We start from the raw sequence: 25,567 nt of genomic DNA, 5'->3' as shown, positions 1-25,567 counted from the left end.
GTCGATGAAGCCTTCCAAGACGCCAGCCTTCCACCTCCGGGCGATCGCCCTCGGGACCGGTCTCGCACTGCTCGCAGGTTGCGCCACCGCGCCGACCGCCTCGATGCGCCGGGATGCCGATCTGCGGCAGGCGCCCGAGGCCGGTGTCTCTTCTGCCGAGGATGCGTCCGCGTCCGGCGCACGCCCCCAGTCGCTGCTGGCTGACGACGAGCGACCGCAGCCGCAGATCCGTCGCGGCAGCGGCACCGTGCTCAACCAGCGCGCCGCAGCTGCGGCGCCGCCGTCGCTGGGCGCGACCAGCGGGCAGGCGTCGTTCAATTTCGAGGGCGAATCGGTGCACGCGGTCGCCAAGGCGATCCTCGGCGACATGCTCGGCCAGAACTACGTCATCGCGCCGGAAGTGCAGGGCACGGTGACGCTGGCGACGCCGCAGCCGGTCAGTGCGGCACAGGCGCTGAGCCTGCTGGAGATGGTGCTGGGCTGGAACAACGCGCGGATGATCTACAGCGACGGCCGCTACAACATCGTGCCGGCCGATACCGCGCTGGCGACCGGTACCGTCGCGCCGCGCACCGGTGGCACCAACGTCGCCCGCGGCTTCGAGGTGCGCACCGTGCCGCTGCGTTACATCTCGGCGACCGAGATGGAAAAGGTGCTCGAGCCCTACGCGCGGCCGAACGCGATCGTCAGCGCCGACAACGCGCGCAATGTCATCACCATCTCGGGCAGCCGCCCCGAGCTGGAGAACTACCTGCGCACGATCGAGATCTTCGACGTCGACTGGCTCTCGGGCATGTCGGTCGGCGTGTTCCCGCTGCAGTCGGGCAAGGCCACCCAGGTCGTCGCCGATCTGGAGAAGGTGTTCGGCCAGGACAGCGAATCGCCGGTGTCGGGCATGTTCCGCTTCATGCCGCTGGAAGGCGCGAACGCGGTGCTGGTGATCACGCCGCAGGCCGATTACCTCGGCGAGATCCAGCAGTGGCTCGAGCGCATCGACAACGCCGGCCAGGAGCCGCGCCTGTTCTCCTACGAACTGAAGTACATCAAGGCGCGCGAACTCGCGCAGCGGCTGTCCGAGGTGTTCGGCGGCGGCAGTAGCAGCAGTGCCGGCCAGGACGGCGCCTCGCTGATGCCCGGGCTGACCGGCAACACGCTGCGCAGTGGCGGCATCGACGGCCAGTCCAGTCTCGACAGTGGCAGCGGAATGGGCAGCAACAATCGCGGTGGCGGCGGGTCGGGCATGGGCCGCGGCGGCAGCCGGGGCGGCGGCGACATCGGGCAGATGCAGCTCAGCGAGCAGCAGGAAGGCCCGAGCAGCGTCACGCTGGAAGTCGAAGGCGCCCGGGTGGGTGTTTCGGCCGTCGACGAAACCAACACCCTGCTGGTGCGGACCTCGCCGGCCGCCTGGGCTTCGATCCGCGATGTCGTCGAGCGCCTGGACGTGATGCCGGCGCAGGTGCACATCGAGGCGCAGGTGGTCGAAGTCCGCCTCACCGGTGTGCTCGAGTACGGCGTCAACTGGTTCATCGAAAAGGGCATGACCGACAACCAGATCGGGCCGTTCCCGTTGCCAGCCGATGGTGGCCCCAGCCGCTGGAGCACGCTGGGTGCCAGCATCGGTGGCGTGTCCGGACCGGGCGTGGCCTGGTCGCTGGTCAAGAACGATGCCGCGGCGATCATCAACGCGCTCGACCAGGTCACCGATGTGCAGGTACTGCAGTCGCCGTCGGTGTTCGTGCGCAACAACGCGATGGCCGAATTCAATGTCGGCGCGAGCATCCCGGTCGCGTCGAGCAGCGTGAACCCGATCCTCGGCGACAGCCAGTTCACCCAGGTCCAGTACATCGAGACCGGCACGATCCTCAAGGTGCGGCCGCGCGTGACCCGCGACGGCATGGTGTTCCTCGACATCGTCCAGGAGGTCAGCACGCCGGGCGCGCAGAGCACTGCCGATTCGCAGGGCAACGTGCGCATCGATACGCGCCGGCTCAAGACCGAGGCCGCGGTGCAGGCCGGTGACACGGTGATGCTCGCCGGCCTGATCCGTGACGAAGTGGGACGCTCGTCGGGCGGACTGCCGGGCCTGAGCCGTATCCCCGTCTTCGGCGGCCTGTTCGGCACCCAGCGTTCGAACACCGAGCGCAGCGAGGTCATCGTGCTGCTGACGCCCACCATCGTGCGCAATCCGCTCGAGGCACGGCAGCTGACCGACGAGTACGGTCGCCGGTTCCGCGCGCTGCAGCCGTTGCAGAGTCCGCAGGACTGAGCCCGGCAACGCGCGGAGACGCTGTGCATGGCTGAGCTGCCGGTCATCCTGCTGCCGGTCGGTCACGACGACGACGCGCTCGACGCCTGCCTGGCCGCGCTCGACGCGGGTACGCCGGCGGGCACGCGGATCTGGCTGGCCGACGATGCGCGCGTCGGCCCACGCGGCGCGGCGATCGTGCAGCGCTGGCTGGCCGGCACGCCGCTGCAGGCCGATTACACATGCCGCCAGCGTTCGATCGGCGAGGTCGCGCATCTCGACGACGTGCTGCGTGCCTGCGGCGATGCCGATGTCATCGTGCTGGCCCCCGATGCGATTCCGCTGCCCGGCTGGGCGAATGCGCTGGCGGCCTGCTTCGCACGCGATGCGTCGATCGCCACCGCGACGCCGTGGTGCAACGCCGGCGAGTCCGCGGCCTGGCCGCGGATTGGCGAGATCAACCCGGTACCCGATGACCCGTCACGGCTTGCGCGCGCCTGTCGCACGCTGCCGCCGCTGTATCCGGAACTGCCGGCCGCGATCGGCCACGCGGTGCTGCTGCGCGGCAACGCGCGGCGCAAGGCCGGTGGTCTGGATGCGTCGAGCTATCACTCCTGGTATGCCGCGCTGATCGACCTGTCGCTGCGCATGGCCGGTCTGGGCTGGCGCAACGCGCTGTGCGAGACCGCATTCGTCGCACGCGGCGGCGAGGGCGGACCGGCCGAGGGCGACATGGACGCACTGGCGGTGCGCTGGCCGGCTTGGCATTCGCGACTCGCGACCTTCCTGATGCAGGACCCGCTGTACGCGACACGACTGGCGCTGCAGCAGGGTTTCGACGCGCTGGAGAACGCGCCGGCGCAGCAGCAGCTGTTCGACGCGGACGACGATGGCGGGCCGGTGGATGCCGCGTCGCCGGTCGCCGCATCGGCACCGGGCGACGACGGCGCGACACACGCTGCACCCGTCACGACGGACAATGTCGCGTCCACCGAAGACATGTCGCAAAAGTGACCGCCGCAGATTCCGCCACGCCCGACATCGTCGCCGTCGTCGTCACCCACCAGAGCGGCAGCACGATCGACGCCTGTCTGACACGCCTGCGGGCCGCCGCGGGCGTCGCGCAGATCCGCGTGGTCGACAACGCCTCGGTCGACATGACGCTGGCCATCGTGCAGCGACACGCCTCGCTCGATCCGCGCGTGCATTTCATCGGCAATCCCGACAATCCCGGCTTCGCGGTCGCCTGCAACCAGGGTGCGCGCGATGGCGACGCGCCGTGGATCGCATTCGTCAATCCGGATTGCCTCGTCGATGGCGACACGCTCGTGCGCCTGCGTGCGCACGCCCACACGTTGGCCGTGCCGTGCCTGCTGGGCACCGAGCTCGTCGGCGAGGATGGCGCGCGCGATCCCGCCGCACGTCGCCGTGATCCCGACTTCGCCGCGATGCTGCGCAATCCGCAGGCCCGCGTGCTCGCGGTGCCGCGTGACATGACGCAGTCGTTGCAGCATGTGCAGGCGATCTCCGGCGCGCTGATGCTGCTGCCGCGCACATTGTTCGACCGCATCGACGGTTTCGATACCGGCTACCGGCTGCATGCCGAAGACCTGGATCTGTGCCGGCGCGCGCGCGACGCCGGCGCGGTGATCGCGGTCGCCAATGACATCGCCGTGCTGCACGTGCGCGGTGTCTCCAGCCGGGCTCGCCCGGTGTTCGTCGAATGGCACAAGCATCGCGGGCTGTGGCGTTACTTCCGGCGTTTCGAAGCGGCGCACCGCAGCTGGCCGCAACGCGTCGCGGTGTGGACGATGATCTGGGCGCGGTTTCCGCTCGCGGTGTTGCGCCGCGCGTCGCAGGCGGCGGGCTGACCGATGACCACGATCGCCTCCCTGCTCGATACCGACCTGTACAAGTTCACGATGATGCAGGCGGTGCTGCACCAGCATCCCGGTGCGGTCGTGCAGTACCGCTTCAAGTGCCGCACGCCCGGCATCGATCTGGCGCAGTTCATCGACGAGATCGATGCGGAGATCGATGCCCTGTGCGCGCTGCGCTTCAGCGCGGACGAACTGGCCTACGTGCGCGCGCTCCGATTCGTGAAGCCGGATTTCGCCGACTTCCTCGGCCTGTTCCATCTCGATCGCAAGTACATCGAGCTGCACGCGTCGACGGATGTGCCGGGCGAGATCGAGCTCGGGATCACCGGGCCGTGGCTGCATACGATCCTGTTCGAAGTGCCGCTGCTGGCGATCATCAACGAGGTCTGGTTCCGCAACACCACGCAGGCCGATTTCGCCGAGGGCGAACGGCGCCTGCAGGCCAAGGCAGCATTGCTGCGCGACGTCGCCGGTTACGAGGATTGCCGGATCGCCGACTACGGCACGCGTCGCCGCTATTCGCAGCACTGGCACGGACACATGCTGCCGCTGCTGCGCGATGCGTTGGGCGACCAGTTCGTCGGCACCAGCAACGTCCACTTCGCGCGCATCCATGGCATGACGCCGCACGGCACGATGGCGCACGAGTATCTGCAGGCGTTCCAGGCGCTCGGCCCACGGCTGCGCGATTCGCAGGTCGTGGCACTGGATTCGTGGGCGCACGAGTACCGCGGCGATCTCGGGATCGCGTTGTCGGATGTCGTCGGGCTGGATGCGTTCCTGCGCGATTTCGACATGTACTTCTGCAAGCTCTTCGACGGCGTGCGCCACGATTCGGGCGATCCCTTCGTCTGGGGCGACCGGATGCTCGCGCACTTCGCCGACAACCGGGTCGATCCCTCGAGCAAGATCCTGGTCTTCAGCGATGGCCTCGACATCGACAAGGTCAAACGCCTGCACGCCTACTTCCGCGGCCGCTGCAAACTGGCCTTCGGCGTCGGCACGCATCTGACCAACGATCTCGGGCCGACGCCGCTGAACATCGTGATCAAGATGGTCCGCTGCAACGGCCAGCCGGTGGCCAAGCTCAGCGATTCGCCGGGCAAGAGCATGTGCGACGACCCGGGCTATCTGACCTATCTGCGCCAGGTGTTCGGACTGCCGGCCGACACCGCGGCCTGATCACCGCACACGAAACCCGCGCGGGTTTCATCGGGATGACATGGGGCTGCGGTGGAATACGCGGTTGCGGCGTACCGCGCCGTGTTCCTCCATCGTCCGGATTCCGCATGACCCTCCACGTTGCTTCTTCCCGGCACGCGCGCCGCGCGTCCTTCTCCGTCCTGCTGCTGGCCCTGATGGGCAGCGCATCTGCCACCGATCGCGATGACGGCCGCGCCTGGCGCGCCGGCGACCACCACGTGCACAGCGAATGGAGTGTCGACTGGGATACGTCCACTTCACCGCCGACGCCGATCCGCGGCGGCGATTCGCCGTACTCGCGCACGCGCAATGCGCAGGAAGCACGACGCCACGGTCTGGTGTGGATGGTGCATACCGACCACGGCGGCCCGAACCATTCGGCGGTGACGCACGATTCGGCTTGGCCAGCGCTGCAGCAGGCGCGCACCGATGTGCCGGATGTGCTGCAGTTCCACGGCATGGAATTCGACGTGCCGGCCGGCGAACACGCTTCGCTGATCATGGCGCCGGGCGCGCACGAGAACACGATGCTGGTCGATCTGGAGCGGCGTTTCAGCCGCCGCGAAGTGGACGACGACGCGCGCGACACGCCGGAGGCGATGCTCGCCGCGCTGCGCCACATGCAGGCGCAGCAACCGCAGCCGCTGATGTTCGTCAATCATCCGGCGCGCACCGCGACCGGGATCGGCGTCTGGGGCAAGGTCGATCCGCAGGAACTGCGCAACTGGCAGGACGCCGCGCCGGACGTGCTCGTCGGTATGGAAGGCGCGCCGGGCCATCAGGCCGACCGCCGCCATCGCGGGCTGTACCGCAACGATGCGGCGAAGACCTGGGGCGGCTTCGACCAGATGACCGCGCAGCTCGGCGGCGTGTGGGACACGCTGCTCGCCGAGGGCCGACGTTTCTGGATCACCTCGACGTCGGATTCGCATCGCAACATCGACATGGGGGGCGCGGACTTCTGGCCGGGGCAGTACAGCAAGACCTATGTGCTGGCGCGCCACGAGAGTGCGGACATCTTCGACGGCCTGCGCCAGGGCCGCATGTTCGCGGTGACCGGCGACCTGATCGACACGCTCGATCTGCAGGTCGAAGCCAAAGGCGCGGCGCCGGCCACGATGGGCGGCACGCTGCAGGCCACGGCCGGTGCGCAGTTGACGGTGCGCGTGTCGGTTACGGTGCCCGACGGCGCCAATTTCAACGGCGACCGCAATGCGATCGACCACATCGACGTGATCGCCGGGCAGGCGTCCGCCGACGGCACGCCGGACATGACCGTCCACACCGTGCGCGCTGCGCAATGGCAGCAGACCGGCAACCGCATCGCATTCGACCTCACGCTGCCGGCGCCGGAGACCCGCGGTTTCGTGCGCGTGCGCGGCACGTCGAACACGCAGATCGAGCCGACCCCGGACGCTGCCGGTGAGGATCCGTGGCAGGACCTGTGGTTCTACTCGAACCCGGTCTTCGTCGAAGTCGCGCGCTAGCCCCTGTACCCGGCCGGTCGGGTCTCCGCCCGGTCCTGTGACGACGGCATCCGGCGACGCCCTGTCGCCGGATGCCGTTGCGTGCGTGCGTCCGTCGGGCGGCGCCGGCCTGCGATACGCCGAATGTGAAGAATTTGTCGATTCCGGTCTGAAACGCAAAAAAAGCGTCGCCGGAGGCGGCTGGCTGCCCGAAATTCGCAACCAATCGCCTTCCGATGCTCAATAACATGCTTGTGCACACCCCCGCTTGTCATCTTGAGCCAGGAGTTCACCGCATGCCGCCCACCCCGCAGTCCGCTCTGTCCCGTCCGGCCACCAGCCGTCTCGCCGGCTCGATCCACACCGCGCTCGTGCTCGGTGTCGCGGCATTCGCACTGCCCGTCATGGCGCAGACATCACCCGAAGCCGACGTGGCCCACACCCTCGATGCGGTCCAGGTCACCGGCTCGCGCATCCAGCGGCAGAGCAGCAACACCGAAACCGCCCAGCCGATCAGCGTGATCGCCGGCGAGGTGTTCGTCGAACGTGGCTTCACCAATGCCGCCGAAGCGGTGAACCAGCTGCCGCAGGTGATCGGCTCGTTGACCGACGCGGGCGACCAGGAAGGCGGGCAGACCGGCAAGCAGTTCATCAACCTGTTCAACCTGGGGTCCGAGCGCACGCTGACCCTGGTCAACGGGCGCCGGTTCGTCAGCTCCAACGCCGCGGGTGGCGGGCAGGGCGGCAACCAGGTCGACCTCAACAACATTCCGGCCAGCCTGATCGACCGGATCGAAGTGGTGCAGGCGACCGGTTCGGCGGTGTACGGCTCCGATGCGGTTGCCGGTGTGGTCAACATCATCCTCAAGAGCCGGTTCGAGGGTGCGGAGTTCGATGCGCAGACGGGACTGTCGGAGCGCGGCGACTACGAGCGTCATGCCTTCAGCCTGACCGGCGGTACCGGCTTCGCCGATGGCCGCGGCAGCCTCATCGTCAACGTCGACTGGTCGAAGTCCGGCGCGCTGGTGGCGACCGACCGGCCCTGGACCTCGCGCGGCTTCACGTTCGCGCCCAACCCCGCGAACACCTCGGGCAGCGACGGGATTCCGGCCTCGATCGGCCGCGAGGATCACCGCATGTCCGAGCATCCGGAAGGCGGCACGCTCTACATCGCGCCGGCGCCGCTGGCGCAGTTCCGGCTCAACATCGGCGGCGGCCCGGTGCGTTTCGACAACACCGGCAGCCTGGTGCCCTACGACGTCGGCGACTACATCCAGCCCGCGTACGCGTTCGGTGGCGACGGCCTGAAGATCTCCGAGTTCACCGCGGTGCGCACGCCGGTCGAGCGCCACGTGATGACCGCGCTGGGCCATTACGACCTGACCGACCGCATGCGCCTGAGCGCCGAGGTCATGAGCGCCGAAATGCGCGCGTTCGAACCGATCAACCAGGGCGCCTACAACTCCACGCTGCTGACCACCCAGCCCAGCGGCGCGCTGCGGTTCACCACCGACAATCCCTTCCTGAGCGACCAGGCGCGCGGCGTGCTGACCGGCGCCGGCGTCAGCAGCTTCTGGCTGTCGCGCTTCCACACCGACATCCTCCCCGACTCCGGTGTCAGCAGCCGCAGCAAAACGCAGCGCGGCGTGCTCGCCCTGGACGGCAACTTCGAGGCCGCCGGGCGTTACTTCCACTGGAACACCTCGGCCAACTTCGGCCGCAGCGAAGGCAGCTTCAGCAGCTACGGCATCCTGCAGCAGAACTGGCTGCAGGCGATCGACGCGGTGCGCGACGGCAGCGGCAACATCGTGTGCCGGGTCGCACTGACCAACCCCGGCACCGCCTGTGCGCCGCTGAACCTGTTCGGCATCGGCCAGGCCAGCCAGGCCGCGCGCGACTACGTCACCGGCGTATTCGGTGCGCAGTACGAAACCCGCCAGAACAACTACCAGGTCAACATCGGCGGCGAACTCGCCGAGCTGCCGGCCGGTGCACTCAACTTCGTCGCCGGCTGGGAGTACCGCAAGGAATTCTCCGACTACCGGCCGTACGAAACCTCTGCACGTGGCCTGGGACGCAGCACCCCGGTGGCGTCGATGCGCGGCGAGTACGACACCAACGAGTTCTACGGCGAGCTGCTGGTGCCGGTGCTCGGCAACGGCGTGACCCTGGGGCCGGTGACCGGGCTGGAGTTCGACGCGTCCTACCGCACCGTCGACAACTCGCTGGCCGGCGACAACGAAGCGGTTTCGGCCGGCATGCGTCTGACCTTCCTCGAGGACCTCACCCTGCGCGGCACCTGGAACAAGACCTTCCGTGCGCCGAGCCTGTACGAACTGTTCCAGCCGCGTTCGATGATCACCGATACCGGCGTCGATCCCTGCGACAGCCGCTACATCAACACCGGCGCGAACGCCGCGCTGCGTTCGGCGAACTGCCGCGCCGAACTGGCAGCGCTGGGCCTGGACCCCAACGCGCCGTTGAACTCGCTGATCACCAACGTGCCCACCGAGATGTTCAGCGGCGGCAACACCGCACTGCGCAACGAGCTGGCGGAGTCGTGGACGGCCGGCATCGTCTACGCCCCGCAGCAGGTCCCCGGCCTGTCGCTGGAACTCGACTACGTCGAACTGAAGATCAAGGACGCGATCTCGTCCTTCAACGCCGCCTCGACGATGCAGGCCTGCTACGACCAGCCGGTGCCGAACATGTACTGCGACAACTTCGCGCGCGGCGCGGACGGCCAGATCGTGCAGGGCTCGATGCAGGTCGGCTTCACCAATGCCGGTTACGTCGATTTCGGCGCGACAAGCTTCGCCGCCAACTACCGGCTGCCCCTGGGTGACCGTTTCGGCAGCCTGGATCTCGGGCTGAACGTCATGAAGATGCGCAAGCTGCTGGTCTCGGTGTCGGGCCTGGGCTTCGACGAGTACGACGCGGTGGGCACAGGCCTGCTGGCGAGCTCGCTGGTCGGCCCCACACCGGAGTACCAGGCACGGTTCAACGCGCGCTGGGAAAAGGGCCCGGTGACGGTCAACTGGAACACGCAGTGGTACGACTCGGTGGTCTACGACCACAGCTACACCATCGAGACGCGCGACATCCTGGGCGTGCCGAGCACGATCAAGCACGACGCATCGGTGCAGTACGCACTCACCGACCGGCTGTCGCTGCGCTTCATCGTCAACAACGTGTTCGACCGTGAGCCGCCGATCAACATCGCGGTCGGTGCCGGTGCCTACAACGATCTGTCGGACGTGATCGGCCGCTACTACTTCGCCGGCGTGAACTACCGCTTCTGAACCGCATGCGCTGATCCATGCGTGCGCCGTCATCGCGCATTTCGCCCGGGCCGCGACGTCGCGGCCCGGGCCGACACGACACTCTGGAGACATCGATGCGACTGTTCGCCACCGCCGGCCGCCTGGCCGCCACCGGTCTGATGCTGACCCTGCTCGCGGCATGCGCGTCCGAACGCGCTGCCACGGTACCGGGCGACGCGCGCTACACGATGGTCGCCAACGGCGAGACGGTCGGCCACCTGCGCGGTGCGCTGGAGGACGGCACGCTGCACGTCGACTTCCACGTCGACAACAACGGCCGGGGGCCGAAGCACCGCGAGACGCTCACGCTGTCGGAGACCGGTGTGCCGCTGACGTGGCAGATCGAGGGCACCTCGCTGATGGGCGGGCCGGTGCAGGAGCGGTACCACTACGCGGATGGCGTGGCCCGCTGGCAGAGCCAGGCCGACAGCGGCGAAACACCGGCGGCGGATGCACCGCTGTACGTGGTCAACGATGCCAGTCCGTGGGCGCTGATCGTCTATGAGCGGCTGCTGCGCGAGGCGCCCGACCAGCGTCTGGACGTGGTGCCCGGCGGCACCCTGCGGCGCGAAGAAGTCACCACCTTGCCCGACACCGGCGGCGGTCTGTCGCTGGTGCGCATCGTCGGTCTCGACCTGGCACCCGAATACCTGGCGCTCGATCGCGACGGCGCGGTGTTCGCGCTGCTCGGCAGTGCCGGCACCGCGATCCGCGAGGGCGAAGAAGCCGCGGCGGAAGCACTGCACGCGGCCGTCAGCGATGCCGAGACCGCGCGCAATGTCGATCTGCAGCAGCGCCTGTCCACCGTGCACGACGCGGGATTCGCGGTGCGCAATGTGCGCGTGCTCGACCCCGTGTCGGCGGCGCTGTCCGCGCCCGCCACGGTGGTGGTGCGCGATGGGCGGATCGACAGCGTGGTCGCCGTCGATGCCACGCTCGATGACGCGATTGCGGTCTACGAAGGCGATGGCGGCGTGCTGCTGCCGGGCCTGCACGACATGCATGCGCATACCTCGATCGACACCGGCTGGTGGTACCTCGCCGCCGGCGTGACCACGATCCGCGACATGGGCAACGACAACCAGCGCCTGGCCGATCTGATGCGCCGGATCGAGGCCGGCGAACTGGCCGGCCCGCGCATCGTGCGCAACGGATTCCTGGAAGGCCGCAGCCCGTATTCGGCGCGCACTGGCGTCGTCGCCGACACGCTCGACGAAGCCTTGCAGGCGGTGCGCGACTACGCGCGCGACGGCTTCTGGCAGATCAAGATCTACAACTCGATGAATCCCGAGTGGATCGCGCCGATCGCCGACGAAGCGCATCGCCTCGGGCTGGGCGTGACCGGACACGTGCCGGCGTTCACCACGCCCGACGCGATGATCGAAGCGGGCTATGACGAGATCGCACACTTCAACCAGCTCGCGCTGGGCTGGGTGCTGGAGGATGGCGAGGACACGCGCACGCCGCTGCGCCTGACCGCGATGGCACGTCTGGCCGGGTTCGACCTGCAGGCCTCGCCGCGCGTGGCGCATTCGCTGGCGCTGATGCGCGAGCGCGGCATCGCGCTCGATACCACCGCAGTGATCCTTGAGCGGCTGATGCTCAGCCGTGCGGGCGGCATCTCCCCGGGCGGCGAGCATTTCCTCGACCACATGCCGGTCAGCTACCGCCGGTTCCGCTATCGCACCTACGTGCCGGACCTCACGCCCGAACTCGACCGCGACTACCACGCCGGGGTTACGAAGATGCTCGAAGCGATGAAGCTGCTGCACGACAACGGGGTGCCGCTGCTGCCGGGCACCGATGACGGCACCGGCTTCACCGTGCATCGCGAGATCGAGCTGTACGCGCGTGCGCTCGGCAACGCCGATGCGCTGCGTGCCGGCACCGTGGGCGCGGCGACCTACCTCGGTCTGGCCGATACCTACGGCACGCTGGCCCCCGGCCAGGCGGCCGACTTCTTCCTGGTGCCGGGCGATCCGCTGCAGGACATCAACGCGATCCGCAAGGTGCGTCTGGTCTCGCGCGCCGGCCGCGTCTACCAGCCGGCGGCGATCTACGAGGCGCTGGGCGTGGTTCCGTTCGTCGATGCGGCGGAGCGCGTGCATTGAGGCGTCCTTGGCACGCAGCCGCTGCGCTGTGCCTGCTGGCGGGTCTGACGCCGGTGGCGGCGCAGGACCTGGTGGTGCGCGGCGCGACCGTCATGACCGCGTCGGACGCCGGCACGCTCGATGCGGCGGATGTGTGGGTACGGGACGGGCGCATCGCCGGTGTCGGCGCGGATCTCGCGGTGCCGGCAGGCACGCCGGAAGTGGACGGCCGCGGACGGCATCTGACACCGGGCATCGTCGATCCGCATTCGCACATCGCGACCGGCGGCCACAACAACGAGATGACCGCGCCGTTCACGCCCGAAGTGCGGATCGTCGACGTCATCGATCCGCGCCATCACGAATTCCTGCTCGCCATCGCCGGCGGCACGACGACACAGCTCATCCTGCCCGGCTCGGCGAATCTGATCGGCGGGCAGGGCGCGGTGGTCAAGAACCGCATCGGTGAACCGCTGGACCGCATGCTCGTCACGGACGCACCGATGGCGATCAAGTTCGCCATCGGCGAGAACCCGATCCGCACCTACGGCGCAAAGGGCCGCACGCCCGCGTCGCGCATGGGTTCGGTCGCCGCATTGCGCGAGCGCTTCGCCGCGGTGCGCGCCGCCGATGCGCGCGGCAGCGCGGCGGGCAAGGACAGCAGCAGGACCAGCGAATCGGACCGCATCCTGCGCGAGCTGACCGCCGGTCGTGCGTATGCGCACATCCATGCCTACCGCGCCGGCGAAATGGAAACCCTGATCGCGATCGCGCGCGAGGCCGGCTTCACCATCCGCGCGTTCCACCACGCGACCGAGGCCTACAAGATCGGTCCGCAGCTGGCGCAGGCCGGTATCGCCGCCGTGGTCTGGAGTGACTGGTTCGGCGTCAAGGCCGAAGCCTGGGACGCGATTCCGTGGAATGCCTCGATGCTGCTGGAGCAGGGCACGCACGTGGCCCTGCACAGCGATTCGGTCGACATCACCCGTCGCATGCACCAGGAGGCGGCCAAGGTCGTGCGCTACGGCGCGACGCGCGAGCAGGCGCTGCGCATGATCACGCGCGATGCGGCCTGGGTGCTGGGTCTGGAAGACCGCATCGGCTCGATCGAGACCGGCAAGGATGCGGATCTCGTGCTGTGGGACGCCGACCCGTTCAGCGCCGCCGCGCGCGTGCAGCAGGTCTACATCGACGGACAGCGCTATTTCGATCGTGCGACCGCGGATGCGGAGATCGCGCCATGAGTGGCCTGCACCGGACCGCGGCCTGTGTGCTCGCCGCACTCGCGATGGCGTGCACCGCGTCGGCCAATGCTGCGTCGACCGCGATCATCGGCGCACGCCTGCTGCCGGTGGCCGCGCCGGTCATCGAGGCCGGCACGCTGGTGATCGGAGACGATGGCCGCATCACCGCACTGGGGCCGGTCGGGACGGTCGAGGTGCCTGCCGGCGCGCGCCGCATCGATGCGACCGGCATGACGGTGTATCCGGGCCTGATCGATTCGGAGACCAGCCTCGGCCTGGCCGAGCGCGACATGGAGTTCGCCGCGCACGACGTGCTGGAAGCATCGACGCCGATGTTTCCGCAAGGCCGCGTGGCCGATGCCTTCAATCCCGACTCCGCGCATCTGGAAGTCGTGCGCGCCAACGGCATCACCCACGCCGTGGTCGCGCCGGGCGACAGCCTGCCGGTGACGGGGCAGGGCGCGCTGGTGCAACTGGCGGCCGGTCCGCAGGGGCATGTCGTGCGGTCACCGCTGGCGCTGTACGTCAACGTCAGCGAGCGGGTGTCCGGCGAAGGCGCACCCGGGACGCGCATGGGTGTGGCCGCGCAGCTGCGGCAACTGCTGACCGATGCGCGTGCACGCCTGGCGGACGCGTCGGCGCGGGCGAAGCCGGACCCGCGTCTCGACGCACTGGCGCCGGTCCTGCGCCGCGAGCAGCCGGTGGTGATCTCGGCGACCTCTTCGCAGGACGTCCGCCTGGCGCTGTCACTGGCGCGCGAGTTCGATCTGGATCTGATCCTGTCCGACGTCATCGATGCCGAAGACCAGTTCGATGCGATCGCCGCGGCCGGCGTGCCGGTGATCCTCGGGCCCATCCAGTTGCTGCCGCGTGCGACCCAGCGTTACGACGCGCACTACCGCGTGCCGGCGCAACTCGCGGCGCGCGGCATCCGCTTCGCGTTCTCGTCCGGCGGCGTCGCGCAGATCCGGCGCTTCGGCTATCCGCGCATGGCGCAGATGCGCAGCCTGCCGTATCTCGCCGGCCTGGCCACCGGTTACGGACTCGACGCCGATGTCGCACTGGAGGCAATGACCCTGGCGCCGGCCCGTATCTGGGGCGTGGATGATGCGATGGGCAGCCTGACGGTCGGCAAGCATGCGCATCTCGTCATCGCCACCGGCAGCCCGCTCGAACCGGTCAGCGATGTCCGCCATGTGTTCATCGATGGTCGCGAAGTGCCGCTCGACAGCTACCAGAGCCGCCTGCGCGACCGCTATCGCACGCCGGGTGCGCCGCGATGATGTTCCGCACCGCCAACCTGCATCGACGTCACCGTGCATCTGCGTGGCTGATGGTGGCCGGACTCGCCATCGCGGGCGCCACGGCTCCGGTAGTCGACGCACGCGCCGATGCCGCGTTGCCTGCGCCCGCACAGGTGCAGTGGGCGTGGTCGGACGAGGCTTCGACCACGTCGCGCGCGATCACCGTGATCGCCGAGGAACTGCCGCTGTCCGCTGCGGATGGCACCGCAGAGGCGACGGTGTTCTCGACGAGCTACCTCGCCGCCGGCGACGAAAACGCGAAACGTCCGGTGGTGTTCTTCTGGAACGGCGGACCGGGCAGTGCCGCGGTCGGCATGCACGCGACGTTCGCGCCGCGCACGCCCGGCGCCGCGCCTGACGACGCCGGTGCGCGTGGCAGCCGCGACAATCCGCACAGCCCGATCGACATCGCCGACCTGGTATTCGTCGATCCGGTGGGCACCGGCTACAGCCGTGTGCTGCATGACGGTGCGGGCGCGCAGCACTGGGGCGTCGTCCAGGATGCCGGTTCGGCGGCGCGCTTCGTCGCGGCCTGGCTGCGGCGGCACGGCCGCGAATCGTATCCGGTGATCCTGGTCGGACAGAGCTACGCCGGGATCCGCGTGCCGCTGGCCGCGCAGGCCCTGCGTGATGCGATGCCGGCACTGGATCTGCGCGGCCTGCTGCTGGTCTCGCCCTCGACCGGTGGCGTGCGTGCCGATGCGGCGGATGCCGACGCGCAGGCGCAGCGCGCACGCACACGCTGTCACGGACACCTCGCGGTCTATGCGCAGACGGCGGCCTTCCATGGCGTCGGTGCACAGGCGGGTCGCGCCCCGGCGGACATCGCCGCCGATGTCGAAGCCTTCCTGGGCACGCGCGACACCTTCGATGCCGACGACCGCGCACGCATCGTGGCCGACACCGGCATGCCGCTGCACGACGTGACCGCGGCCGAGGGCTGCGTGCCGCCGCTCGCGTTCCAGACCGGCCTGCTCGCCGCGCGTGGCGATCGCATCGGCACGGCTGACACGCGGCGCCACGCGCCACTCGCGCTGACCCGCACGCGTCAGCCGCCCTATGACGACCCGTCCACGTCGCCTTACACGCTCGACTACGACCTCGACGCGGCCTGGCAGCACTACCTGCGCCACGAGGTCGGCTATCGCACCGATGCGCCGTATGTGCGGCTGTCACTGGAGGCGCACGGCGCCTGGGACTGGTCGTGGCCGGCGCAGGCCGGCGCGTCCACCGCAGCGGTACTCGGCAGCCTGCTCGAGCAGGTGCCGGCGCTGCAGGTGCGGGTCGCCGTGGGCTATTACGACCTGTCGGTCGCGTATCTGGAGCCGGTGCGCGTGTTCGAGGCGGCCGGGCTGCCCGGCCCGCGGTTCACGATCACGCGTTACCCCGCCGGACATGCGGTGCATTCGGATGCGGACGCGCGTGCGCGTTCGTTCGCCGATCTGCGGGCACTGGTCGGAGGCGCGCCATGAGCGCGCCGGTCCATGCCTGCTCAGCCGGCGCGATACGCCGACAGCGGCAGCGCCGTGCTGGCCTTCAGGTCCTCGACGACGATCGAGCTGCGCATGTCGGAAATCTCGCTGCACGCGGCAACGCGCCCGAGGATCTCGCGGAAATGGTCGAGGTCGCGGGTGACCGTCTTGATCAGGAAGTCGCCGTCGCCGGTGACCATCGCGCAATCCAGGATCTCGGGGCACTCATCCACCAGTTCGCGGAAGGCCGAGGCCGGATCCGCGTTGTGACGCAGACGGACATGCACGTAACACTTCAATCCCAGACCGAGCCGCACCGGCTCCAGCAGCGCGGCGTAGCCGCGGATCAGACCCGCGCCACGCAGATGCTTGATGCGCCGCGAGCACTGCGAGTGCGACAGATGCACCACTTCGGCCAGCTCCATCATCGTGATGTCGCCCTGGCGCTGCAGCGTGTCGAGGATGCGCAGGTCGTGCTGGTCGAGGCGGACGTCGGCGGGTGGGGACATCTGGGCGTGGCTCCTGTCGGTGTCGACGGTACGGTCCGATCATACGAGCGTGGAGCAGGCGCATGAACGTGCCATCAGTTGCCTCGTACGCACTGTGGGTCCGGGATAAGGTCGCCGCCTGCCAGGCACGTCCGGGAAGCAACCAGTTGTTCGACAGTTCCATCGAAGAGCCCACGGCGTTGCTGCAGGGGCTGACCGCGTCGCTGGATCTCTCCGCTTCGGGGCACTACCGCAGCACGTTTCCCAACGGCAATCCGTTGATGCTCGACGCGCTGTCGCGGCGTTACGGGGTGGAGGTCGATCGCCTGTTCGCCACCGCCGGTGCATCGGCGGGCGTGCAGATCGTCTGCGCCGCATTGCTCGAGCCCGGCGCGCGGATCCTCGTCGAGCGTCCGTGCTTCGACATGCTCGTCGACCTCGCGCGCAGCATGGGCGCGGGCGTGGACCATCTCGATCGCGACCCGGTCACCGGCGCGATCACGCCCGGGGCCCTCGATGCGGCGATCGGGCCGGACACGCGCCTGGTGCTGCTGACCAATCCGAACAATCCGACCGGCTTCGTGCTCGATCGCGAGGCGCGTCGTGCGCTGGCCGTGGTCGCCGAGGCGCGGCAGGTGCCGATCGTGTTCGACGAGGTCTATGGCGGCTTCACCGACGACACGCCTGCACGCACGCTCGCAGCGCATGACTCGCCGTGGTTCGTCAGCGTCGGCAGCCTCAGCAAGCTCTACGGGCTGTACGCACTCAAGTGTGGCTGGATCGTCACCGGCGAGCAGACGCATGCACGCATCGGCCAGGCGTACCGGCGTCTGGAGAGCAGCGCGTCGCGACTGGCCCATGCGATCGGTGCGCGTGTGCTCGAAGCACCCGAACCGTTCGAGGCGCACTGGCGTGGCGTGCTGGCGGCGACGCGCCCGCTGGTCGAAACGCGGCTCGCCGCGCTCGAACACGCAGGCCTGATCCGCGGGCAACTGCCTGCAAGCGGCTGCATCTGTTTTCCCGCACTGCCGACCGGCTGGTGCGATGCGGCCTTCAGCGACTTCGTGTGGCACACGCAGGCACTGGCGGTGGCGCCGGGCCATCTGTTCGGCCGACCGGGCCATCTGCGGATCGGCTTCGGACGCGCGGCTGCGGACGTGGCCGAGGGCTTCGACCGTCTTGAAACGGGTCTGCGGACTTTCGAGGAGCAATCGCGATGACACAGGCGTCCACTCTGGGTGCGGTACCCAAGTTCGGCTGGTCGTTCGGACAGTTCGCGCTGGCCTCGCACATGGCCATCATCAGCATCTACCTGATGTACTACCTGACCGAGGGCCACGGCATCTCGGCGGGCCTGGCCGGACTGGTGCTGCTGCTGCCACGGGTCTGGAACGTGATCACCGATCCCCTGATGGGCGCGATCTCCGACCGCACGCAGTCGCGCTGGGGCCGGCGTCGCCCGTACCTGCTGATCGGTGCGCTGGTGTGGGGCGTGGCGTTCGCGGCGATGTTCGCGCTGCCGGTGCGCAGCGATCCGGTGGTGACCGCGGTGTGGTTCGTGGCGATCTACCTGGTGGTCAACACCGGCGTCACCCTGTACCACGTGCCGTATTCGGCGATGGCGCCGGAGATGACCCGCGACTACGACGAACGCCTGAAGCTGATCGGCTACAAGGAAATGGCCGCGCGCATCGCGGTGCTGCTGGCCATCGCCGGCGCGCCGTTGTTGCTGGAAGCGGCCGCCACGCCGGCGCAGGGCTACCGCTGGATCGGTCTCGCGTTCGGTGGACTGATCATGGTCTCGGGCGTGGTCGCGTTCTTCACTACCGCACGCGCACCCGCCGTGGATTTCCAGCCGCAGAAGATGAGCCTGCGCGAGCAGTGGGACACGCTCAAGCAGAACCGCCCGCTGGGCATCCTGTCGCTGGCCTACCTGTTCGGCAACATGGCCAGCGTGGCCTTCAGCGCGCTGCTGATCTACTTCATCACCGTGGTGCACGGACAGTCGCCGGCGCTGATGGGCGTGCTGTATCCGGTGGGCGCATTGACCAGCGTGTTCCTGACACCGGTGTGGGCGCGGATCGGTGCGCGCATCGGCAAGCGCGAAGCCTGCCGCATCGCCTACCTCGGCCTGATCGTGTGCTGGCTGTGTCCGGGCCTGGTGCCGCAGGGCGCGGTGTGGGCGCTGTACATCCTGATGTTCGTGCACGGCGCGTTCAACGCGGCAGCCGAACTGCTGCCCAACGCGATGGTCCCCGACACCGTGGAGTACGACGAACTCAACAGCGGTGCGCGTCGCGAAGGCACGATCTACGGCGCCTGGATCTTCGTGCAACAGACCGGCATGGCGCTGGGCGGTTTCGTCGCCAGCATGGCGCTCGTGCTGCTGGGCTACCAGGCCGGTGTGGAGCAGCACCCCGACTCGGTCGTCAACGGTCTGCGCTGGGGCTTCGCCGTGGTACCGGCCGCCGCGTTGATGGTGGCGTGGTGGCTGGTCGGCCGCTACGACCTCGATGCCTGGCGCTTCGCGCAGATCCAGCACGCACTGGCCGCGCGCCGCGCCGCCGCCGACACCCCGTCCAATGACACGGAGCACCCCGCACGATGAAGACGTCCGCCCGCATCTGCCTGTTCGCACTGTCGCTCTGCCTGCCGTTCGCCGCATATGCCGCGCCGGTACCTGATGCGGCACGCGAGCACACCGGCACCTTCGGCGGCACGGACGTGCGCTACACCTCGCGCATCGAGACCTACCGGGTCCGCGATGGCGAGGGCGCGGCCGATGTCGTGGTGATGAGCCACATCGCTGCCGGCGACGACGCCACGCGTCCGGTGCTGTTCGCCTTCAACGGCGGGCCGATCTCCGCATCGCTCTATCTGCACGCCGGTGCACTCGGCCCGCTGCGGGTGGCGTTCCCCGATGATCTCGATGCCGACCCGGCAGGCTTCGGCACGGTGCCCAACACCTACGCGATCCTCGATGTCGCCGACATCGTGCTGTTCGATCCGGCCGGCACCGGTTTCAGCCGGATCGTCGACGGCACACCGCCGGCACACTTCCATTCGGTGGACGCCGATGCACGCCAGCTGGTGGCGATGATCGAAGCCTGGTCGCAGCGGCACGGACGTCTCGACTCGCCCAAGTACCTGCTGGGCGAGAGCTACGGCACGCTGCGCGCCGCGGCTGCGGCGCACCAGATGCAGATGCGTGACACGCCGCTGCGCATCGACGGCGTGTTCCTGCTCGGCCAGGCGCTGAACATCATCGAGTACGCGCAGCGCGAGCAGAACATCATCAGCTACGTCGTCTCGCTGCCGACGGTGGCCGCGACGGCCTGGCATCACGGCCGAGTGGATCGCGACGGCCGTGAACTCGAAGCGTGGCTCGCCGAGGTGCGGCTGTGGGCGCGCACCGAGTACCTGACTGCGCTGTTCCAGGGCCAGTTCCTGCCCGCAGCGGAGCGGCTGGAGATCGCCCGGCAGCTGCAGGCCTACACCGGCGTCGATGCACAGGTGCTGCTGCGCGAAGAGCTCAAGCTGACCAAGGACGAGCACCGTGTCGAGCTGCTGAAGGACGAAGGCCTGGTGCTGGGCGTCTACGACACCCGCTATGCGGGCGCACCGGATCCGACGCGGACGTCCCCGGGCGCGACCGACCCCTCCGCCATCACCCTGCCGGCATTCCGCCACGGTATGGACGCACTGCTGCGTACCCAGTTCGGTGTCCAGGACACGTCCGACTACCGCGGCTCTGCGGACATCGGCGGCATCAATGCGTGGACCTGGGGCCGCAACACCACGCCGTTCGGCGACTGGCCCTACATGGTCTGGATCCGCGAGGTGATGGACGCCAATCCGGACTTCCGTGTCGTGATGGGCCATGGCCACCACGACACCGCGACGACCACCGGCGCGTCCGAATACGCGGTCGCGCATTCGGGCTGGCCGCTGGACCGGGTGCGCTCGGTGAACTACATCGGCGGGCACATGCCGTACACGATCGAAAGCAGCCTGGCGCAGTTCGCCGACGACCTGCGCAGCTTCGTGGCGGCGCCGTGATGCGCCCGCGGACTGCCGGCGTACGCGCCTGGGGCGTCGGCGCGTTGCTGGTGCTGGCCGGCGCTGCAGCGGGCGCGTCCGACGCACCGCCCGCGACGCCGGCCATCGCATCCGACGCCGTGGTCGTGCCTGCCGGCACACCGTTGCTGGCGCGCGTCGAACGCCAGCACCGGGGGCGATTCAACGGCCGTGCGCTGCGCTACCGCAGCGTCGTGGAGGAATGGCCGCTGCGCGATGCCGGCGGCGCGACGATCGCGTCGATCGTCTCCACCAGCTATCTCGCCGAAGGCACCGATGCGGCGCGTCCGGTGATCTTCGCGTTCAACGGCGGTCCGGGTTCGGCATCGGTCTGGCTGCACATGGGCTTCCTCGGGCCGAAGCGCCCGGACTACGGCACGCAGGCGGGCGGTGCGGAAAGCCGGCCACCGACCGCGCCGCCATTCGTGCTGGTCGACAATCCGGAGTCGCCGCTCGACGTGGCCGACGTGGTGCTGATCGATCCACCGGGCACGGGCTACGCGCGCGTGTTCGGCGAGGCCAATGCCGAGCGCGTGTTCGGTGTCCGCGAGGATGCGGACGCGGTCGCGCGTTTCATCGGCGACTGGCTGCGGCATCACGGCCGCGAAGGCAGCCCGCGTTACCTGATGGGCGAAAGCTACGGCACCGTGCGCGCGGCCGAACTGGCCCGCCTGCTGGCCGGTGGTCCGACCGGTAGCGGTCGCATGGACGGCATCACCCTCAACGGTGTGATGCTGCTGGGCCAGTCGATGGACGGCAGCCGCCGTGGCCCGGAACTCGCTTCGGCCACCGGTCTGCCGAGCTGGGCCGCCACCGCGTGGTACCACCGCGCCGTGCCACAGGACGTCGCCCTCGAGGCGCATGTCGCCCGCGCCCGTACGTTCGCCGAAGGACCGTATCTGCAGGCGCTGTTCGCGGGCTCGCGACTGCCGGCCGACACGCGTGCTGCCGTCGCCGCCGAACTCGAAGCGCTGACCGGCATCGATGCCGCGCGCTGGCTCGCACTTGATCTGCGCATGGACGCGTCGACGTTCGGACGCGAGGTGCTGCGTGATGCCGGCCTGCAGGTCGGCGCCTACGACGCGCGTTTCACCCTGCCGCTGGCCGCCTCCGGTGGCGATCCTGTCGCCGACGATCCCGCGATGGGCCAGTACGTGCCGCTGTACGTCGCCACGCTGCAGACACATCTGCGCGACGCGCTGGGCGTGCAGACCGCTCGCGCCTACAACGCGATCGAGTTCCGCCACATCAACGCCCGCTTCTGGAAGGGCCAGCCGCCGTTGCAGGAGAACCACGCGCTGTCGCTCGCCATCGCGATGCGGCGCAATCCGGCGCTGCGCGTGCTGGTCGCCACCGGCCACTACGATCTGGTGACCACGGTCGGCGCCGCCGACCAGGCCGTCGCGCTGTCGGGCATGGATCCGGCCCGCGTCGTCATGCGCACCTATGCCTCCGGGCACATGCCGTACATCGGCGTAGACAGCCGCGCCGCACTCGCGGCGGATGTCCGCGCATTCGTCACAGGAGCTTCTTCCGATGCCGTTGCACCCTGATTGCAGCACTGCGAGCGCGGCTCGATGAGCCGTGTGCTCGCGCGTCTGGCCGATCTTGGCCTGCAGTTGCCACCACCGCTGGTGCCGCCGCCGGGCGTGGTGCTGCCGTTCGCGTTCGCCCAGTGCATGGGCACGCGTGTGCTGATCGCGGGGCACGGGCCGCAAGGTCCCGATGGCCGTCTGACAGGCCCGTTCGGAAAGGTCGGGGCCGAAGTCGACGTGGCGGCCGCCCGCCATGCCGCCCAGCTGACCGGCCTGTCGATGCTGGCGAGCGTGCAGGCCTGCATCGGCGACCTGGACAGGATCAGCGGCTGGGGACGTGTGTTCGGCATGGTCGCCTCGGCGCCGGGATTCCAGGAGCAGCCCAGCGTGATCAACGGCTTTTCCGACCTGATCCACACGGTCTTCGGGCCTGTCGTCGGGCGCCATGTGCGCAGCGCGGTCGGCATGGCCGAATTGCCCTGGAACATTCCGGTGGAGATCGAGGGCGAACTGGAAATCGACGGAGGCACCGCATGACCGCGCTGCGCGACGGCTGCAACCGGAACCGGAGAGACCACGTGATGTCGAAGATGCAACGGGTCGCGACCGCCGCCGTGCTTGCGCTGGCCGCGTGGTCGGCATCGGCGCAGGAAGCCTCGCTGGTCTACGTGCTGACGCCGGCACCGTCGGCCGACGGCACACGCGTCGAGGCGGTCGACGTGCGCCTGACCATGACCGGCGTGCAGGTCGCGGAAGATGTGCCGCTGCTGCAGATGCCGCTGGTGTCGAGCAACGTGCCGACGGTCGCCGCATCGCTGTCGGGACTCGCAGCGCGCGACGCGCGTGGCCCGCTGCCGCTGGAAGTTCGCGACAGTGGCGAGGACCCTGCCACGCAGCGGAAGTGGTTCGCGGCGCGTGCGCCCGAAGGGGCGATCGAGCTGCACTACCGCGCCGCGACCGTCGATACGCTCGCCGCCCGCGGCGCAGCGCCGCCGATCGAACTGCGCGGCGACAGCCAGGCGGTCTCCGGCGGCGGTGCGACGTTCCTGGTGCGCCCGACCGGGGGCGATTTCCGCATGCGCGCCGAATGGGATCTGGCGGCCCTGCCGGCCGGCGCGGTCGGACTGAGCAGCCTCGACACGCTGGCCGATGACGAGGTCGCACCAGCCGGCCTGATCGACAGCGCGTACTTCATGGCCGGCATGATCCAGCGCTATCCGGAAGACGGTGCCACCGACCGCTTCTTCTCCGCGTGGCAGGGCAACCCGCCGTTCGACACCCGCGACATCATGGTCTGGGGCGACGCGCTGTACGCGCATTACCTGCGCCTGTTCGACGCGCCGCCGACGCCCTACGGCGTGTTCCTGCGCCGCAACCAGGTCAATCCCGGCGGCGGCATCGGCATGCACCGCTCGTTCGTGCTGACCTACGACACCGACCGCGGCAACGATCCCGAAGCGCTGCGCTTCACGCTCGCGCACGAGATGTTCCACACCTTCCAGCCGCTGATGGCGCGCGGGCGCGGCATGGACGACAGCCTGGGCGCGGCATGGTTCAACGAGGGCCTGGCGGTGTTCTACCAGGGCACGCTGCCGTTCCGCTTCGGCATGGTCACGCCGGAGGCCTATCTGCGCGATCTCAACTTCACGATGGCGCGCTTCTACACCAACCTGTTCGGCGCAACGCCCAACCGCGAGGTCGCCGGGCGCTTCTGGGAAGACACCCGCATCCGCACGCTGCCCTACGACCGCGGCTACGTGTACTTCGTCAACGTCGACGCGGCGATCCGCAAGGCCTCCGACGGCGCACGCTCGCTAGACGACCTGATGCTGGCGCTGCAGCAACGCCGCGCGCAGGATCTGCCGATCGAACAGGCGGACTGGGAAGCGCTGATCGACGCCGAACTCGGACAGCCGGGTGTGGACGCATTCCACGCGATGCTGGACGGCCAGGTGCAGGTGCCGGACGCGGACGTGTTCGGCCCGTGCTTCACCCGCGTGCAGCGGCCGATGCGCCGCTACGAACTGGGCTTCGAGCCGAAGGTGCTGGTGGAGGCGACGCGCATCGTGCGTGGTCTCGTCGCCGGCTCCGCGGCAGAGGCGGCCGGTCTGCGTGACGGCGACGAGATCCTGCAGCCGGTCGGCCAGGACGCGATCCAGGGCGAGCAGGACGGCGTGCTGGAACTGCAGATCCGGCGCGATGGCCGGGACAGCGTCATCCGCTACCAGCCGCGCGGCGAGACGGTGGACACCTGGCAGTGGACGCGCGTGGCCGACGTGCCCGACACGGCGTGCCGCGTCGACACGGCGCATTGAATCCGCCCGCGGACCGCGGGCGCACCGGGTCTGAGGTGCCGGCCTGATCCGCGCCACGTGGCGGATCAGGCGACGGAGCGTGCGCCCTCAGCGATGCCGGTTGATCGCATCCCGCAACGTGCGCGCCTCGCGCGCCGCGGCGTCCGCGTAGTCGTCGCCGTTCGATGCGTAGAGGATCGCGCGTGACGAACTGACCATCAAACCGGTGCCGTCAGCGGTCTTCGCATGCGTGACCACCGCTTCGACATCGCCGCCCTGCGCGCCGACACCCGGCACCAGGAACGGCATGTCCCCGACGATCGCGCGGACTTCGCGCAACTGTTCGGGCCAGGTCGCGCCGACGACCAGCGACACGTTGCCGTGGCCGTTCCAGTCACGCGCGATGGTCTCGGCGACGTGCTGGTACAGCGGACGTGTGGCGTCGCCGTGCGCGACCGGCAGGTCCTGCAGATCGGCCGCGCCCGGATTCGAGGTGCGGCACAGGATCACGACGCCCTTGTCGCTGCGGTCGAGGAACGGCTGCACCGAATCACGACCGAGGTAGGGATTCACCGTCACCGCATCGGCCTCGAAACGCTCGAAGGCCTCGGCGACGTAGCGCTGCGCGGTGCTGCCGATGTCGCCGCGCTTGGCATCGAGGATCACCGGCACGCCCGGGTGCACGGCATGCAGATGCGCGATCAGCCGTTGCAGCGCGTCCTCCGCACCGAGCGCGGCGAAGTGCGCGATCTGCGGCTTGAACGCGCAGGCGTATTCGGCGGTCGCATCGGCGATGTCGCGGCAGAACGCGAACACCGCATCGGGGTCGTTGGCGAAACGTGCGGGGAACTTCGCCGGTTCGGGGTCGAGACCGACGCAGACGAGCGTGTCGGCGGACTGCCAGCGCGCACGCAGCGCCTGCATAAAGGTGTGCGTCATGGAACGG

17 protein-coding genes and 1 pseudogene are annotated in these 25,567 nt (G+C 69.2%); 16 read left to right on the top strand and 2 right to left on the bottom strand.

Features of this window, described 5'->3' with window-relative positions:
- Positions 1-4 precede the first annotated feature (4 nt).
- The 10 genes and pseudogenes from gspD to AC3A4E_RS15335 all read left to right on the top strand — a co-directional run bounded on the left by gspD (position 5) and on the right by AC3A4E_RS15335 (position 16,227).
- Positions 5-2,266: a type II secretion system secretin GspD gene (gspD, locus tag AC3A4E_RS15380; protein WP_487632357.1), complete on the top strand. Its 2,262-nt coding sequence runs from the start codon at positions 5-7 to the stop codon at positions 2,264-2,266.
- A gap of 27 nt (positions 2,267-2,293) precedes the next feature.
- Positions 2,294-3,127, top strand: a pseudogene (locus AC3A4E_RS15375) (glycosyltransferase family 2 protein); the annotation flags it as partial.
- A 128-nt stretch (positions 3,128-3,255) separates the two neighbouring features.
- Positions 3,256-4,116: a glycosyltransferase family 2 protein gene (locus AC3A4E_RS15370; RefSeq protein ID WP_487632356.1), complete on the top strand. Its 861-nt coding sequence runs from the start codon at positions 3,256-3,258 to the stop codon at positions 4,114-4,116.
- Positions 4,117-4,119: 3 nt separating this feature from the next.
- Positions 4,120-5,307 carry a nicotinate phosphoribosyltransferase gene (gene pncB, locus AC3A4E_RS15365; RefSeq protein ID WP_487632355.1) on the top strand — a complete coding sequence of 396 codons (1,188 nt, stop codon included), beginning with the start codon at positions 4,120-4,122 and terminating at the stop codon, positions 5,305-5,307.
- Positions 5,308-5,414: 107 nt separating this feature from the next.
- The gene (locus tag AC3A4E_RS15360) at positions 5,415-6,815 is read left to right on the top strand and encodes a CehA/McbA family metallohydrolase domain-containing protein (protein ID WP_487632354.1); all 1,401 of its coding nucleotides are present in this window, start codon (positions 5,415-5,417) and stop codon (positions 6,813-6,815) included.
- Between the two features lie 275 nt (positions 6,816-7,090).
- Positions 7,091-10,096, top strand: a complete 3,006-nt coding sequence (locus AC3A4E_RS15355; RefSeq protein ID WP_487632353.1) for a TonB-dependent receptor domain-containing protein — start codon at positions 7,091-7,093, stop codon at positions 10,094-10,096.
- Positions 10,097-10,191: 95 nt separating this feature from the next.
- Complete coding sequence (locus AC3A4E_RS15350; protein ID WP_487632352.1) at positions 10,192-12,228, top strand: amidohydrolase family protein; 2,037 nt, start codon at positions 10,192-10,194, stop codon at positions 12,226-12,228.
- Positions 12,225-13,451, top strand: a complete 1,227-nt coding sequence (locus AC3A4E_RS15345; protein ID WP_487632351.1) for an amidohydrolase family protein — start codon at positions 12,225-12,227, stop codon at positions 13,449-13,451. The genes AC3A4E_RS15350 and AC3A4E_RS15345 overlap by 4 nt, the downstream gene beginning before the upstream one ends.
- Positions 13,448-14,734 (top strand): amidohydrolase family protein, encoded by a 1,287-nt coding sequence (locus AC3A4E_RS15340; protein WP_487632350.1) that lies wholly within the window; start codon positions 13,448-13,450, stop codon positions 14,732-14,734. The genes AC3A4E_RS15345 and AC3A4E_RS15340 overlap by 4 nt, the downstream gene beginning before the upstream one ends.
- Positions 14,734-16,227, top strand: a complete 1,494-nt coding sequence (locus tag AC3A4E_RS15335) for a S10 family serine carboxypeptidase-like protein (protein ID WP_487632349.1) — start codon at positions 14,734-14,736, stop codon at positions 16,225-16,227. Before AC3A4E_RS15340 ends, AC3A4E_RS15335 begins: the two co-directional genes overlap by 1 nt.
- Before the next feature lie 20 nt (positions 16,228-16,247).
- On the opposite strand, the gene AC3A4E_RS15330 is transcribed toward AC3A4E_RS15335, so the two are convergent.
- The gene (locus AC3A4E_RS15330) at positions 16,248-16,736 is read right to left on the bottom strand and encodes an Lrp/AsnC family transcriptional regulator (protein ID WP_487632348.1); all 489 of its coding nucleotides are present in this window, start codon (positions 16,734-16,736) and stop codon (positions 16,248-16,250) included.
- Between the two features lie 62 nt (positions 16,737-16,798).
- On the opposite strand from AC3A4E_RS15330, the gene AC3A4E_RS15325 reads away from it, so the two are divergent.
- Genes AC3A4E_RS15325 through AC3A4E_RS15300 form a run of 6 tightly spaced genes read left to right on the top strand, consistent with a single transcriptional unit; the run spans position 16,799 to position 24,642 of the window.
- Positions 16,799-17,935, top strand: coding sequence for a pyridoxal phosphate-dependent aminotransferase (locus AC3A4E_RS15325; RefSeq protein ID WP_487632347.1), 1,137 nt, complete (start codon positions 16,799-16,801; stop codon positions 17,933-17,935).
- Positions 17,932-19,323 (top strand): MFS transporter, encoded by a 1,392-nt coding sequence (locus AC3A4E_RS15320; RefSeq protein ID WP_487632346.1) that lies wholly within the window; start codon positions 17,932-17,934, stop codon positions 19,321-19,323. The genes AC3A4E_RS15325 and AC3A4E_RS15320 overlap by 4 nt, the downstream gene beginning before the upstream one ends.
- Positions 19,320-20,774, top strand: a complete 1,455-nt coding sequence (locus tag AC3A4E_RS15315) for a S10 family peptidase (RefSeq protein ID WP_487632345.1) — start codon at positions 19,320-19,322, stop codon at positions 20,772-20,774. Before AC3A4E_RS15320 ends, AC3A4E_RS15315 begins: the two co-directional genes overlap by 4 nt.
- A complete protein-coding gene (locus tag AC3A4E_RS15310) occupies positions 20,774-22,345 on the top strand; it encodes a S10 family peptidase (RefSeq protein WP_487632344.1) in 1,572 nt (523 codons plus the stop codon). The genes AC3A4E_RS15315 and AC3A4E_RS15310 overlap by 1 nt, the downstream gene beginning before the upstream one ends.
- A gap of 24 nt (positions 22,346-22,369) precedes the next feature.
- Complete coding sequence (locus AC3A4E_RS15305) at positions 22,370-22,864, top strand: RidA family protein (protein ID WP_487632343.1); 495 nt, start codon at positions 22,370-22,372, stop codon at positions 22,862-22,864.
- The gene (locus tag AC3A4E_RS15300; protein WP_487632342.1) at positions 22,861-24,642 is read left to right on the top strand and encodes a M61 metallopeptidase family protein; all 1,782 of its coding nucleotides are present in this window, start codon (positions 22,861-22,863) and stop codon (positions 24,640-24,642) included. The genes AC3A4E_RS15305 and AC3A4E_RS15300 overlap by 4 nt, the downstream gene beginning before the upstream one ends.
- Positions 24,643-24,729: 87 nt before the next feature.
- Here AC3A4E_RS15300 and pyrF read toward each other — a convergent pair whose 3' ends face one another.
- Positions 24,730-25,560: an orotidine-5'-phosphate decarboxylase gene (gene pyrF, locus AC3A4E_RS15295; RefSeq protein ID WP_487632341.1), complete on the bottom strand. Its 831-nt coding sequence runs from the start codon at positions 25,558-25,560 to the stop codon at positions 24,730-24,732.
- Between the last annotated feature and the right edge of the window lie 7 nt (positions 25,561-25,567).

Source organism: Luteimonas sp. Soil_N_1, from assembly GCF_057656255.1.
This window is presented reverse-complemented; position numbering and strand designations above follow the sequence as displayed.

Coding starts and splice junctions, on each gene's coding strand:
- gspD (WP_487632357.1), top strand. CDS start 5: ATGAAGCCTTCCAAGACGCCAGCCTTCCACCTCCGGGCGATCGCCCTC.
- pncB (WP_487632355.1), top strand. CDS start 4,120: ATGACCACGATCGCCTCCCTGCTCGATACCGACCTGTACAAGTTCACG.
- AC3A4E_RS15360 (WP_487632354.1), top strand. CDS start 5,415: ATGACCCTCCACGTTGCTTCTTCCCGGCACGCGCGCCGCGCGTCCTTC.
- AC3A4E_RS15355 (WP_487632353.1), top strand. CDS start 7,091: ATGCCGCCCACCCCGCAGTCCGCTCTGTCCCGTCCGGCCACCAGCCGT.
- AC3A4E_RS15350 (WP_487632352.1), top strand. CDS start 10,192: ATGCGACTGTTCGCCACCGCCGGCCGCCTGGCCGCCACCGGTCTGATG.
- AC3A4E_RS15340 (WP_487632350.1), top strand. CDS start 13,448: ATGAGTGGCCTGCACCGGACCGCGGCCTGTGTGCTCGCCGCACTCGCG.
- AC3A4E_RS15335 (WP_487632349.1), top strand. CDS start 14,734: ATGTTCCGCACCGCCAACCTGCATCGACGTCACCGTGCATCTGCGTGG.
- AC3A4E_RS15330 (WP_487632348.1), bottom strand. CDS start 16,736: ATGTCCCCACCCGCCGACGTCCGCCTCGACCAGCACGACCTGCGCATC.
- AC3A4E_RS15325 (WP_487632347.1), top strand. CDS start 16,799: ATGAACGTGCCATCAGTTGCCTCGTACGCACTGTGGGTCCGGGATAAG.
- AC3A4E_RS15320 (WP_487632346.1), top strand. CDS start 17,932: ATGACACAGGCGTCCACTCTGGGTGCGGTACCCAAGTTCGGCTGGTCG.
- AC3A4E_RS15315 (WP_487632345.1), top strand. CDS start 19,320: ATGAAGACGTCCGCCCGCATCTGCCTGTTCGCACTGTCGCTCTGCCTG.
- AC3A4E_RS15310 (WP_487632344.1), top strand. CDS start 20,774: ATGCGCCCGCGGACTGCCGGCGTACGCGCCTGGGGCGTCGGCGCGTTG.
- AC3A4E_RS15305 (WP_487632343.1), top strand. CDS start 22,370: ATGAGCCGTGTGCTCGCGCGTCTGGCCGATCTTGGCCTGCAGTTGCCA.
- AC3A4E_RS15300 (WP_487632342.1), top strand. CDS start 22,861: ATGACCGCGCTGCGCGACGGCTGCAACCGGAACCGGAGAGACCACGTG.
- pyrF (WP_487632341.1), bottom strand. CDS start 25,560: ATGACGCACACCTTTATGCAGGCGCTGCGTGCGCGCTGGCAGTCCGCC.